This is a genomic window from Pectobacterium jejuense, assembly GCF_026800125.1.
GTDB classification, from domain to species: domain Bacteria; phylum Pseudomonadota; class Gammaproteobacteria; order Enterobacterales; family Enterobacteriaceae; genus Pectobacterium; species Pectobacterium jejuense.
The window spans coordinates 186,872-200,085 of sequence record NZ_JAPQKX010000010.1 but is presented as its reverse complement, the minus strand read 5'-3'; the positions used below and the strand labels follow the sequence as shown (position 1 = coordinate 200,085).

The window sequence follows — 13,214 nt, the reverse complement described above, 5'->3', positions numbered from 1 at the left end:
TAAGAGATGATTTTGATTAACCTTGGCAGGCTATTGATGCTGGGCGTGTGGGGATTTTTGTTGCTTAACCTGATTCAACCGTTCCCCAAGCCGTTGAATATCTTCATGACCGTGGCGATGGTGTTTATGATCCTGATGCATGGTTTTCAACTGCTGCTGTTAAAATCCAGCCAGCCGAAAGACAGCCCCGCGCTGAGCCGCGCGCTTCAGGCACGCATTTTCCTTTTTGGCGTGTTTGAGCTGTTGGCGTGGCAGAAAAAGCAGCCTAAGCCACCAAAGTCGTAATCGCTACTTCTGCTGGGGCACAAAGCGGATAAAGCGTGTGCCCTTTAGCTGCAACGACCCCTGCATGCCAGTATCAAGCTGGTGATAATCCGCGTTCTCAAGGCGCAGCGTGATAGTCGCGCCGCCGGTAATCGGCCTGAACGTGACCTCATAAAGCATATCCTCTACAACCATCACCTGATGTTCGCGCGCTCGTCGACGGCTACGGGGAAATTCGCGTTTGTGTTTCACCTCAGCGGCCACGATCCGCAGCGGAGCCGCGTCATTCTGCGCTTCCCGCTGGCGTTGGCGTCGATATTGCCGCGCCGCCAGCACCAAAATCGCACCGACGGCCAAGGCCAACAGCCAGGGAAAGTCATCCATCAGGGTTTCTTGCCGGGAAGATAAGGGAACGCGGTAACGTTGTCGCCTAAATCAGAAATGCGGGCACTGCCTTTTTCCGTCACGGCATCAATGCGAATGATCGCCTGTAGAGGAATGAAACTGCGGCTAACGCCGGAGAATTCCGTTTTCAGTTTCTCGGTTGACGGGTCAACCAACACCGTAGACTGGCTATCAAACACGAAGTCGGCAATTTCAATAAAACCGAACAGGCTACTCTGCACCAACTCACGCACGTAAAGCTGGTAATTCTTACCGTTATTTATAAATTGAATACGATAAAGCGCGGATTCATTACTCATTCAACACAATGCTCCCTTCGAGACTTCACGGCGCCCATCTACAATAAAAACAGGCGATAACATAACATGAAGCTCACAGAAGTCGCATCCGTTTCACGACGTGTTGTTTAACTTCCCCACAATCCCCTACACTCAATAAAGAACGATTTATTTTTATCCTGACACAAACAAAAACACAAAAAGGACACGCTATGCTTTGGTCATTTATTGCTGTGCTTTTTTCTGGTTGGTTGTATGTGGACGCCAGCTACCGTGGTCCAACGTGGCAACGTTGGTTATTCAAACCGGTCACGATGCTACTGCTGCTGGCTCTGGCCTGGCAGACGCCGCTGCTTGGTGTGCCGGGCTATCTGATTGTACTGGGGTTGTTGGCAACGCTGGTCGCAGACACCCTGCTGTTGCTGCCGACTCAGCGCCTGCTTTACGCGTTTGGCGCTTATTTCCTCTCCCATCTGCTGTACACCATTAGCTTTTTTACCGGGCAGATTTCACTCACGTTCTTTTGGCCGCTGGCATTAACGCTCGTCATTCTGGCCGCGATCCTGATCGCGATTATCTGGGGACGACTGAAAGAGCAGCGTTGGCCCGCCTGCGCATTCATCATCATGACCACATTGATGGTCTGGATTGCCGGCGAGCGGTATTTTGCGCTGGGGACAAACGCGAATTTCTCCCTGCTGACGGGCACAGTGCTGCTGTTTATCGCCCATGCAGCCTGGCTGATTCACCATTACCGTTTTCCGTTCCGCGCCCATCAGGCTATTGTGGCCGCGGGCTATTTTGGCGGCCATTTCCTGATCGTTCGCTCCCTCTATTTCTGACGTTGACGCCGCTCACGAAAATCTGGCTAAGCATTGAGCGGCGGTGTAAAGTTCCTGATGAGAATGTAAGTCACTAACAACGGAGGAAGATATGCACTCTCATCAACACCACCACAGCACTGAGAAATCAGCCTGCTGCAATAACAGCGTTCACCACGCGCCGCGCAGCGCCAAAAGCTGCTGCAACGAGCACACGCAGCATTCAAACCACGCCGACCACAGCTGCTGTTCAACCAAACACACGTCTGACGCTGTAGTGCAAAGCACGTGTGGCACAGATCAGTCGTCGTCAGACAGCGGCGGTAGCGCGGATTCAGACGACCCCGACGGCGGAGACAGCGACAGGCCCCGATCCCACCAGCGTTTCAGCTGGAAAATCAGCGGGATGGATTGTCCCAGCTGCGCACGTAAAATCGAAAATGCAGTAAAAAATCTCACCGGAATTGAACAAGCCAAAGTGCTGTTCGCCACCGAAAAATTGGTTGTTGATGCCAACACCGATATTCGTCCTCAGGTTCAATATGCCGTTCAGCAAGCGGGTTTCACCTTGCAGGACACCGCACTCCCCCTCGCTCCACCCGACACGTCGACCGTACGTCGTTTCGTACATGAATATGGTTTCTTAATACTTTTCACTCTGCTGGCTGCTGCAAGCTGGGGACTTTCCCTGCTAAGCGAGCGTGGCGGGCAGATCGCGTTTATCGCGACCACAATTGTCGGGCTGATTCCGATACTGAAAAAAACGGTGCAGCTCATTCGCACGGGCACGCCCTTCGCGATTGAAACGTTGATGAGCGTGGCTTCCATCGGGGCGCTCTTGATTGGCGCCACCACCGAAGCCACCGTCATCCTGCTACTGTTTATGCTGGGCGAGCATCTGGAATCTTACGCGGCAAACCGCGCACGACGGGGCGTAACGGCGCTGATGGCGCTGCTTCCCGAAGATGCCACGGTCGTCGGCAACGGGCAGCGACGCCTCGTTCCCGTCGCCAGTTTGGTTCCCGGTGACGTGATTGAAGTCGCCCCCGGTGGGCGTCTCCCTGCCGATGCGGAGCTCTTGAACAGCGACGCCAGCTTTGATGAAAGCGCGCTGACCGGTGAATCGGTTCCCGTTGAACGTACGCCGGGTGAAAAAATTGCCGCAGGCAGCCTGTGCGTCGATCGGGTTGTGCAGCTGCGCGTGGTGTCACAGCCGGGCAACAGCGCTATCGACCGCATTCTGCAACTGATAGAAGAAGCGGAAGAGCGCCGTGCGCCGATAGAACGCTTCCTCGATAAGTTCAGCCGTTACTACACGCCAGCCATCATGCTGCTGTCGCTGCTGGTGATTCTGGTACCGCCGTTGCTGCTGGCGCAGCCGTGGCAAGAGTGGATTTATCGCGGCCTGACGCTACTGTTAATCGGCTGTCCGTGTGCGCTGGTGATCTCAACGCCTGCGGCGATTACGTCCGGGCTAGCCGCCGCAACGCGCCGTGGGGCGCTGATTAAAGGCGGCGCGGCGCTGGAATCGTTGGGAAACATCAAAACTATCGCGTTTGATAAAACGGGTACGCTGACGGAAGGCAAACCGCAGGTGACAGACGTATTGCCCGCCGCAGGCGTTAGCGCAACAGCGCTGTTAACCCGCACCGCCGCGGTGGAGTCCGGTTCGCACCATCCGCTTGCCAAAGCGATCGTCCAACATGCGCGCTCCAGCAGCACGTTCCTGCCAATGGCGGAAAATCGCAAAGCGCTGGCGGGTGTCGGCGTGGAAGGCACGATAGGCGGCAAGCGGATTCAGGTCAGTGCGCCGACTCGCGTCGCGCCCGACCTGCTTGATGCCGACTGGTTGCAGCGGATTGATGCGCTGGAAAACGAAGGGAAAACCGTCGTGGTGGTGCAAGAGGACGATAAGTTGCTCGGCGTGCTGGCATTGAGCGACACGCTACGCCACGATGCGCGTGAAGCGCTGGATGCTTTGCAGCAGTTGGGGATTCGTGGCGTCATGCTCACGGGCGATAATCCCCGCGCGGCGGCGGCGATTGCGGCGACATTAGGGATTGATTACCGCGCCAGCCTGCTCCCCGCCGATAAAGTCACGGCGGTCAGCGAATTGAGTCAGCAGCATCCCGTGGCGATGGTCGGCGACGGCATCAACGACGCCCCGGCGATGAAGGTTGCAACCATCGGAATTGCAATGGGAAGCGGTACGGATGTGGCGCTGGAGACGGCTGATGCAGCCTTAACGCACAGCCGCCTGACTGGGCTGGCCGCTATGATCAGCCTGTCGCGGGCGACGCAGCATAATATTCGTCAGAACATTGCCATCGCGCTGGGGCTGAAAGCCGTCTTTCTGGTCACCAGCATTCTGGGCATTACCGGACTGTGGCTGGCCGTGCTGGCGGATTCCGGCGCCACCGCGCTGGTCACCGCCAACGCGCTGCGGCTATTGAGAAAACAGGACTAATCGCGGTCTACGGTGCGCGGTGCAACGCCGCGCACCTATGGCTTAGTATGACGAGTATTAACCTTTGCGCAGCAGATACCGATAGGGAAGCTGTTCGGTCTCCTGCGCCAGAAGCTCATGCTCCATGAACACGCAAAAACCGGGAATATCGCGGGTGGTAGCCGGATCGTCGGCAATAATCAGCAGCGTTTGCCCGGTTTCCATCTGGCGTACCGTCTTACGCACCATCATTACAGGCTCAGGGCAGCGCAGCCCCTGTGCATCAAGGGTTTTGTCCGGGTTGGTAAAGGGATCGGTCATCAACGTTCTCAGTACAGGAATCAAAAAACCGCCTTAGTTTACGCTGAGGATTTCCCGACGCAAGCGACGACAACGTTTGCGCAGAAAACAACCATCTTTTCCTGGCAAAACACATTGCATTAGTGAAGCAATTGCGTATTATGCCGCCGCGTTGCAGCATAAATCTGCACGTTATCCCTTGGGTTCCCTAACCCCAATAACCAAAAAGGTCACATTATGTATCATTTTACTCCCCAGCAGCGGCTTACGGCGCTGATCTGGCTATCGTTGTTCCATGTCCTGATCATTACGTCGAGTAATTATCTGGTCCAGCTCCCGGTATTGATTTTCGGTTTTCATACCACCTGGGGCGCGTTTACCTTCCCGTTTATTTTTCTGGCAACTGACCTGACGGTACGGGTTTTCGGTGCGCCGCTGGCACGCCGTATCATTCTGACCGTGATGGTGCCTGCGCTGGTAATTTCCTATCTGGTGTCGAGCCTGTTCTATCAGGGATCGTGGCAGTCGTTCGAGGCATTAAGTCAGGTGAATATCGTCGTGGCGCGTATCGCCTGCGCCAGCTTCATGGCTTATGTTCTCGGCCAGATTCTGGATGTTCACGTCTTCAACCGCCTGCGCCAGAAACGCGCGTGGTGGGTCGCTCCGGCCGTGTCGACCGTGTTTGGTAATTTCAGCGATACGCTGGCCTTTTTCTTCATCGCGTTTTACCGCAGCACCGATGCCTTCATGGCGGCAAACTGGGTTGAAATCGCGATGGTGGATTATGCCTTCAAATTACTGATCAGCCTGGCGTTCTTCCTGCCGATGTACGGCGTCATGCTGAACATGGTACTCAAACGTCTGAGCGAACAGAAAGGCACCCCCGACTATCACTCCGTCAGCAGCCACCATTAATGCCAATCAGGCGGCCATTTGCGCCGCCTTTTCTCATCCAGTCATTCATCGTTTTGTAAAAATAACGCAGGGACTAACAACGGTTTGCAACAACAAAATGCTTGTTTTTGCTATCTGAATAGGGTGCCATACTGTTATTACCTGTTTAAAACGATTATCTGTTTCAAAAACGAGAGAAAGGGATCCCATGTCGAATGTAATCAAATACCTCGGTGTCGGCTTGCTTGTCGGCCTGCTTGCTGCCTGTGATGGCAAAACGGATGACGCTGCAAAAGCGGGCGCGCAAGATAAACCTGCCGCAGAAGCCAGCGCAGGTCAGAATATTGAATTAATGGATGGCAAGGTGGCGTTTACCCTGCCAGCCGATATGCGTGATCAAAGCGGCAAAGTGGGAACGCAGGCGAACAACATGCACGTTTACGCCAATGACAATGGACAGAAAGCGGTCATCGTGATTCTGGGCGACAACACCACAGAAGAGTTGACCGTGCTGGCACAGCGTCTGGAAGATCAACAGCGCACGCGTGACGCCAACCTCCAGGTCGTCACCAACAAGACCATCGACGTTGACGGAAAGAAGCTGCAACAGCTCGACAGCATTATCACCAGCAGCGGACAGCAGGCTTATTCCTCTGTCGTGCTGGGCAAAGTGGAAAACCAACTGCTGACCTTGCAGATCACGCTGCCAGCCAGCAATCAGCAACAGGCACAGAGCGAAGCAGAAGGCATCATCCACACCCTGAAGCTGAAATAATCGGTGTTATCGTCGGACAGTAGCCACCGAGGTGGTTACTGTCATTCTACGCTAGCGACCCGCTGGGTCAGTCGCCATGTCAGTGCCAGACCGCACAGTCCCAGCAACGCCGCCGCCAGATAAATAGAGGCGATGCCGGTATAAGCCATCAGCACGCCCGCCACCGGTCCGACGATGCCCAGCGATAAATCGAGAAATATCGTATAGGTTGCCAGCGCACTGCCCTGATTCTGCGGCGATACCGCCTTAACGGCGACAACACCTAATGCCGGGAACACCAGAGAGAAACCCGCCCCCGCGAGGAACGCACCGATTTCCGCCATCAGCGGCTGCGTCGCCCCCCAGACCAACAGCAACCCGACGATTTCAACCACGAAGCATGCCATCGCCACGCGCAGCCCGCCAAACCGCTGAATACTGTTAGGAAACACCAATCGTGCGCCGACAAAGGCACAACTGAAAATGGTTAGCGTCAGCGCCGCGCCTTCCCAGTTCCGGTCGGCATAAAACAGCGTGATGAAGGTCGCGATCACACCAAAACCCGCAGAGGCGATCGCCAGAATAATGCCGTAAACCCAGACTTTCCCCAGCACTTCGCGGAAGGGAATCTTTTTCCCCGGCGCAACCTGCACCGCGGGGCGCGGCAGCGCGAGGACAATCGCCACCGCCGCAATCAGGATAATGCACACGGAGAGCAGTTTTAGCCCACCGATATGATTAAGCCAGACGCCGAGCGGTGCGCCAATCGCCATCGCGCCGTAGGTCGCAATGCCATTCCATGAAATCACACGTCCAATGTGTCGGGAACCGACCACGCCGACGCCCCAGAGCGTTGCACCGGTACCGGCAAAGCTCTGTCCGGCTCCCAGCACGATACGCCCGAGGCACAACAACAGCAGCGTGATGGCAGGCGAGGCGTCGCTAAAGGCAGCCATCAGGTAAAACACCCCACTGAGCATGACGCCAGCCAGCCCCCAGACGACGATTTTTTTCGGTCCTTTTTCGTCGGCGCTGCGACCCGCATGCGGGCGGCTCACTAGCGTGGAGAAGTATTGCAGGCTGATCACCAGTCCGGCCCAGAATGCACTGTAGCCAAGGTGATCGTGCACGTACCCCGGCAGCACCGCCAACGGCAGGCCGATATTCAGATAGCTGGCGAAGTTGAACGCCACAATCGAAACGATGCGCAGATTAAGGCGCAGACCGCTCAGCGACGGTTCGGATGGGGAAGGTGTTGGCATGGAAAATTCACTCGCTTAACGTCCGTGTATGACGTACGTTCAGAAAAACATCGAAAAATCATATTGTATATACTCTAAATAATTCGAGTTTCAGGCAGGCGGCAAGAGAAGGAGTCCCGATGAGCTTACTCAAGTAAGTGATTCGGGTGACTGAACGCAGCCAACGCACATGCAACTTGAAGGATGACGAGTATATTGTTGGTTATAATCAACCTTATGCTACTAAACTAATCCCGAACACAGGAGAAACGCAATGCCTGTACCGGCAGACCCGGATCGCCAGTCAACATCGTCAACCCCAGAAGGGGATAAATCACCACAGAAACCTCTCTCGTTTCTGGGCAAGAGCAAGCGTCTGGCCGCACGTATTCAGGCGATCCCCAGCGTGGCGCACCTGATTCGCGCGGGCGAACGCTTCAACGATCGGATGGGCAACCAGTTTGGCGCGGCCATTACCTATTTTTCCTTTCTGTCGCTGATCCCGATTCTCATGGTGTCTTTTGCCGCAGTGGGTTTTGTGCTGGCTTCTAACCCCGATCTGCTGACGGGGCTGATTAACCGTATCGTCAACAGTATCAGCGATCCTAATCTGGCCAATACGCTGAAAAGTACCGTTAACACCGCCGTGCAGCAGCGTACTACCGTGGGGATTACCGGTTTGCTGATCGCACTCTATTCTGGCATCAGCTGGATGGGAAACCTGCGTGAGGCGATTCGCGCTCAGTCGCGCGACGTGTGGGAACGGAACCCGAAAGATGAGGAGAAGATTTACTTTCAGTACACGCGGGATTTCCTGTCGCTGACTGGCCTGGTCATTGCGCTCATTATTACGCTTTTCCTGACCTCCGTTGCTGGCACCGCGCAGAACATGATTGTGACCGCGTTGGGGCTGGATGGCATCGAGTGGCTGCGCCCCGCGTTGACGCTGATTGCCCTGTCAATCTCCATCTTCGCCAACTATCTGTTATTCCTGTGGATATTCTTCGTTTTACCGCGCCATAAACCCAAACGCAAAGCGCTCTTTCGCGGCACGCTGATCGCCGCCGTGGGCTTTGAAGTGATCAAGTTCGCGATGACCGTCGCGCTGCCTAAACTGGCCAGCTCACCTTCCGGTGCTGCGTTCGGTTCGGTCATTGGCCTGATGGCGTTCTTCTATTTCTTCGCTCGTCTGACGCTCTTCTGCGCCGCCTGGATCGCAACGGCGAACTACAAAGGCGACACCTCGACGGATAAGAATGAGCAGGAGAAAGCCCCCCCCTCCGATCGCTAAAAGCAGCGTGAAAGCACTGGTTTTCCGATCTGCGTCATGAAAAAATAAAACATCGTTTCAAGGCTATTGACTCAGTCTCGCGTAATGTTGAGACTGATGTTAATTTCCGCATTTTTTATACCCAATAACATCAGGTGCAGGGTACCTTTTCAAACAGGCCAAAAGTGATGACAACTACTAACATTGCCGTAATCGGCGAATGCATGATCGAACTGTCGCAGAAGGGCACGGATCTTAACCGTGGATTTGGCGGCGATACGCTGAACACTGCCGTTTACATTGCCCGTCAGGTAAACGCCGATAAGCTGGGCGTGCATTACGTGACCGCGCTCGGCACCGATAGCTTCAGTACCGAGATGGTGTCTGCCTGGCAGAAAGAAGGGGTGAAAACCGACCTGATTCAGCGACTGGACAACAAGCTGCCCGGTTTATACTTCATTGAAACCGACGATAGCGGCGAGCGTACGTTCTACTATTGGCGTAATGATGCCGCGGCCCGCTACTGGCTGGACAGCCCGGAAGCAGAAAAAATCGGTCAATCGCTGGCACAATTTGATTACCTCTACCTGAGCGGCATTAGTCTGGCGATCCTGAACGCCGAAAGCCGTCAGCGTCTTCTCGCCCTGCTGCGCGCGTGCCGCGCCAACGGCGGTAAAGTGATTTTTGATAACAACTACCGTCCACGTCTGTGGCAAAGCAAAGAAGAAACGCAGCAGGCCTACACCAACATTCTGTCCTGTACCGATATCGCTTTCCTGACACTGGATGACGAAGACATGCTGTGGGGCACGAAGCCGCTGGAAGCCGTGCTGGATCGGACGCACGGTTTGGGCGTTAACGAAGTGGTCATCAAACGCGGTGCCGATTCCTGCATCGTGTCTGAACGCGGACAAGAGCTGGTTGATGTCCCGGCTATCAAATTGCCAAAAGAGAGCGTGGTCGATACCACCGCCGCGGGCGACTCTTTCAGCGCAGGTTATCTGGCAGTACGTCTGAACGGCGGCAGCACGCAGGAAGCCGCACAGCGCGGTCACCTGACGGCCAGCACGGTCATTCAATACCGTGGGGCGATTATCCCGCTTGAGGCCATGCCTGCGTAAACAGGATGTCGCGTGATAATAAGTTAAAGGCCGCAATCGCGGCCTTTTCTATTTACTACTTAATGACTTACTGATTAATAAATTACTGTGCAGCGGGCGCCGTTTCCTGCGGCTTCGTTCCTTCAGGAACGGCGCCTTCAGGCACAGCCGCCGCAGTGCTGGCAACCGGCTCGGCCACTGGCGTCATAATCCGGTCGTAGGCTTCCTGCAACGCTTTCATATTCGCTTCCGGTTCACCGGGCTGTTGGATCAGCATCAGCGTCGTATCCTGTACCAGCTGCTGGTGCAGTTCCTGGTTCAGCATATCGAGCGTCAACGCGGACAGATAGGTCTGGCGCAGTTTCTGATACTGCTCGGGAGAAATATCTACGACGCCATTCTGCTGGGAGCGCAAGCGCTGATCCATCAGGATGTCCGTGCTGGTCCGCGCATAGGTCGCAAACAGCTTACTCAGCTCGTCCGTCTTGCGCGCAATCAGCGCATCAAACTCTTGCTGTGTCAGCCCTTTTTCACGCAGCGTCGCCAGCTCACGCGCCATAAACGTCACGCCCGGCTCAACGCCCTCACTATTCGGTACATCCATATGAATCGCGCACTGAGAACGGGTATAAAACACATTGCAGTCGAAGCGGAGATTGTTGCTCTTCAGTGGGCTCTTCTCCAGCGCCTGCTGTAGGTGCCAGAACATCGCTTCCCGCGTCATATCGCCCAGCCAGTAGCGAACCAGCGCCTGCGATTCACGAATCGGGTGCCACGGGGCATCCCACATCAGCGACAGCGTATCCTGCTGGACGTTGTTATTCATCAGGCTGATCGCCTGCGGCGGTAGCGGGCTCAATGTCGGCAATGGCGCTGGTGCTTCACGTTTCCCTTCCAGCGGGGAGAAGACTTTCCCGATCTGCTCGATCACGCTGCGATTATCCACATGACCGACGATGTAGAGCGTCATCGCATCTGGCGTGTACCAGGTTTTATAAAACTGCTGGAGCTGTTCGCCATTCAACGGCGGTTTGACGTCCTGAGCCGGATCGTGTGCCAGCAGGGGCGAGCCTTTCAGACGGTAGCGCCAGCTCGGATCCTGTGGATTAATCGGAAAGGTTGCCACCTGATCGGGCACCTTCAGCGCGGCCTGTAAGCTTTTTTCGTCGAACGTCATCTGCCCTGCGCTTTCCGAAAGCCACGTCAGCGCTTCTTTCAGCAGTTCGGGGCGATTATTCGGCAAACTCAGGTTATATGACGTGAAGTCATACGAGACAATGACCGGAGGCAGGACGCGTGAGCTGTTAGCATCCCGCATCCACATAGAAGGCCGCTGGGCGGCAGACAGCTTATCGCCGGGCGCTAAGGCCAGACGGGGAAGAAAATGGGCAAAACCTACCTGCTGGGCGTTTTCCAGCAGCGACCCGGCATTAACAACCAGACGCAGCTCAACCCGATCGCCGGGGCGCTGTGGCGTAGTTAATAACTGCCAGGTAAAACCATTATCAAGCTTACCCTGCTGCCAGGCAGGATCGGGCTGTAGTGCTTCAGCCTGCACGCCGCTGCTGACCACGGCCAGCAACAAACCACCAACGAAAAGCGCCTTTTTGGTGCCCTGCATGTGAACCCCTACTAATAGCTATCCAACATAATAATGTGGTTATTGTTGATCATTATGGTGGCCTTGCGTCTGCCACCGCACACTCTCGTGGATATATCACGGAAAAAATTAAAGACGCGAAGTGTACCATTCCCTTTGACCGCGCGCTTTTGTCTATGTCACTCCAGAAGACGAAATAATCTGCAAAAAAGGTAAAAATAGTCATATTTAACAATATTTTTACGTTTCATGGCGGGCAAGGAAGGAGGGAGAAACGGATTGGTTCGACGTGTTGGCAGACAAAAAAATTCCCCACGGGGCGTTAGCGCCGTGGGGAACTGATTTAGAAAACTATACCGGCATGATAACTGCAACCGAAACTATAGCTGCATGTTGGAATTACGACTGCGCAGTCGGCGTGGCCGCGTTGTCATTTTTATTAGTGCCAGACAGCTCAGCATCCAGTTTCTTCTCGTCCAGCTCGCGGCAGTATTTTGCTACCACGATGGTCGCCACACCGTTACCAATCAGGTTGGTCAGCGCACGGGCTTCTGACATAAAGCGGTCAATACCCAGAATCAACGCCAGACCGGCAACTGGCAGGTGGCCCACGGCAGACAGCGTTGCCGCCAGCACGATGAATCCACTTCCCGTCACGCCCGCTGCACCTTTAGAAGACAGCAGCAGCACCACCAGCAGGGTAATCTGATGCCAGATATCCATGTGGCTATTGGTCGCCTGAGCGATAAATACCGCAGCCATTGTCAGATAGATGGAGGTGCCATCCAAGTTGAACGAGTAGCCGGTAGGAATCACCAGACCAACAACCGATTTCTTACAACCGACCTTCTCCATCTTCTCCAGCATACGTGGCAGCACGGATTCAGAAGAGGATGTGCCCAGTACGATCAGCAGTTCTTCACGAATGTAGCGAATGAATTTGAAGATACTGAAGCCCGTCGCTCTGGCAATACTGCCCAACACCAGGAAAACGAACAGAACACAGGTGATGTAGAAGCACGCGATCAGCTGTCCCAACTGTATCAGCGTACCGACACCATATTTACCGATGGTGAAGGCCATTGCACCGAACGCACCCAGCGGAGCCAGTTTCATGATCATGTTAATGACGCCGAAAATGACCTTGGAGAAGCTGTCAATCACGTCAAAAATCACTTTGCCTTTTGGCCCTAAGCGATGCAGCGCAAAGCCAAACATCACAGCAAACAGCAGAACCTGCAAGATATTACCGCTGGCAAACGCACCGACCACACTCGCCGGAATCACGTCCATCAGGAACGGAATCAGACCCTGTTGCGAAGCCTGTTGGGTATAAACCGCCACCGCAGACGCATCCAGCGTACTTGGGTCGATGTTCATACCCACGCCAGGTTGCACCACGTTGACCACGACCAGGCCGATAATCAGCGCAATCGTACTCACGATTTCAAAATACAGCAGAGCGACCGCACCAGTACGACCGACCGACTTCATACTTTCCATGCCTGCGATACCGGTGACTACCGTACAGAAGATAACCGGCGCAATAATCATTTTAATTAATTTAACAAACCCATCGCCCAGCGGCTTCATTTGCTCGCCAAGCTGGGGGTAGAAATGCCCCAACAGTATCCCTATTGTAATGGCGGCAAGAACTTGAAAATAAAGACTTTTAAAAATTGATGTTTTCATACATACGTCCTATGGTGGGGAAAACACAGGAGGGGAATAGGGTACGAAAATGCCGCCTGTGATTGCGCCGGAAAGTAACATTGCAATAACAAGCTGAGAATGTTTTATAAGTTTAGTTTGTGAACGGCAGGTTAAAAACAAGAGCTGAA

Annotated in this window: 13 protein-coding genes; 7 read left to right on the top strand and 6 right to left on the bottom strand. The window is 54.5% G+C overall.

Annotated elements, in window-relative coordinates:
- The first annotated feature begins 9 nt into the window (after positions 1 to 9).
- Positions 10 to 285 carry a DUF1145 family protein gene (locus NXT09_RS18290; protein ID WP_162274786.1) on the top strand — a complete coding sequence of 92 codons (276 nt, stop codon included), beginning with the start codon at positions 10 to 12 and terminating at the stop codon, positions 283 to 285.
- Positions 286 to 288: 3 nt separating this feature from the next.
- On the opposite strand, the gene NXT09_RS18285 is transcribed toward NXT09_RS18290, so the two are convergent.
- Positions 289 to 648 (bottom strand): DUF2500 domain-containing protein, encoded by a 360-nt coding sequence (locus NXT09_RS18285; protein WP_268580791.1) that lies wholly within the window; start codon positions 646 to 648, stop codon positions 289 to 291.
- The gene (locus NXT09_RS18280) at positions 648 to 968 is read right to left on the bottom strand and encodes a DUF1820 family protein (protein WP_010681394.1); all 321 of its coding nucleotides are present in this window, start codon (positions 966 to 968) and stop codon (positions 648 to 650) included. Before NXT09_RS18280 ends, NXT09_RS18285 begins: the two co-directional genes overlap by 1 nt.
- A gap of 191 nt (positions 969 to 1,159) precedes the next feature.
- Here NXT09_RS18280 and NXT09_RS18275 point away from each other — a divergent pair, with 191 nt between their 5' ends.
- Positions 1,160 to 1,789 carry a lysoplasmalogenase gene (locus tag NXT09_RS18275; RefSeq protein WP_268580790.1) on the top strand — a complete coding sequence of 210 codons (630 nt, stop codon included), beginning with the start codon at positions 1,160 to 1,162 and terminating at the stop codon, positions 1,787 to 1,789.
- Positions 1,790 to 1,880: 91 nt separating this feature from the next.
- Positions 1,881 to 4,235, top strand: coding sequence for a zinc/cadmium/mercury/lead-transporting ATPase (locus NXT09_RS18270; RefSeq protein WP_268580789.1), 2,355 nt, complete (start codon positions 1,881 to 1,883; stop codon positions 4,233 to 4,235).
- A gap of 57 nt (positions 4,236 to 4,292) precedes the next feature.
- Here NXT09_RS18270 and tusA read toward each other — a convergent pair whose 3' ends face one another.
- A complete protein-coding gene (gene tusA / locus NXT09_RS18265; RefSeq protein WP_012772835.1) occupies positions 4,293 to 4,535 on the bottom strand; it encodes a sulfurtransferase TusA in 243 nt (80 codons plus the stop codon).
- Between the two features lie 216 nt (positions 4,536 to 4,751).
- Between tusA and NXT09_RS18260 the strand changes: the two genes are divergently transcribed.
- Both NXT09_RS18260 and NXT09_RS18255 read left to right on the top strand, forming a co-directional pair.
- On the top strand, positions 4,752 to 5,429 hold the full coding sequence (locus tag NXT09_RS18260; protein ID WP_268580788.1) for a 7-cyano-7-deazaguanine/7-aminomethyl-7-deazaguanine transporter: 678 nt from the start codon (positions 4,752 to 4,754) through the stop codon (positions 5,427 to 5,429).
- A 187-nt stretch (positions 5,430 to 5,616) separates the two neighbouring features.
- The gene (locus NXT09_RS18255; RefSeq protein ID WP_233958499.1) at positions 5,617 to 6,183 is read left to right on the top strand and encodes a DcrB family lipoprotein; all 567 of its coding nucleotides are present in this window, start codon (positions 5,617 to 5,619) and stop codon (positions 6,181 to 6,183) included.
- Between the two features lie 41 nt (positions 6,184 to 6,224).
- Here NXT09_RS18255 and NXT09_RS18250 read toward each other — a convergent pair whose 3' ends face one another.
- A complete protein-coding gene (locus NXT09_RS18250; RefSeq protein WP_268580787.1) occupies positions 6,225 to 7,424 on the bottom strand; it encodes an MFS transporter in 1,200 nt (399 codons plus the stop codon).
- Positions 7,425 to 7,677: 253 nt separating this feature from the next.
- Here NXT09_RS18250 and yhjD point away from each other — a divergent pair, with 253 nt between their 5' ends.
- A complete protein-coding gene (gene yhjD, locus NXT09_RS18245) occupies positions 7,678 to 8,694 on the top strand; it encodes an inner membrane protein YhjD (protein ID WP_268580786.1) in 1,017 nt (338 codons plus the stop codon).
- A 167-nt stretch (positions 8,695 to 8,861) separates the two neighbouring features.
- Entirely contained in the window at positions 8,862 to 9,794 is a 933-nt protein-coding gene (kdgK, locus tag NXT09_RS18240; RefSeq protein ID WP_268580785.1) for a 2-dehydro-3-deoxygluconokinase, read from the top strand.
- A gap of 82 nt (positions 9,795 to 9,876) precedes the next feature.
- Here kdgK and NXT09_RS18235 read toward each other — a convergent pair whose 3' ends face one another.
- Positions 9,877 to 11,394 (bottom strand): M16 family metallopeptidase, encoded by a 1,518-nt coding sequence (locus NXT09_RS18235; protein ID WP_268580784.1) that lies wholly within the window; start codon positions 11,392 to 11,394, stop codon positions 9,877 to 9,879.
- Between the two features lie 378 nt (positions 11,395 to 11,772).
- Positions 11,773 to 13,065 carry a dicarboxylate/amino acid:cation symporter gene (locus tag NXT09_RS18230; protein WP_010301199.1) on the bottom strand — a complete coding sequence of 431 codons (1,293 nt, stop codon included), beginning with the start codon at positions 13,063 to 13,065 and terminating at the stop codon, positions 11,773 to 11,775.
- Positions 13,066 to 13,214 lie beyond the last annotated feature (149 nt).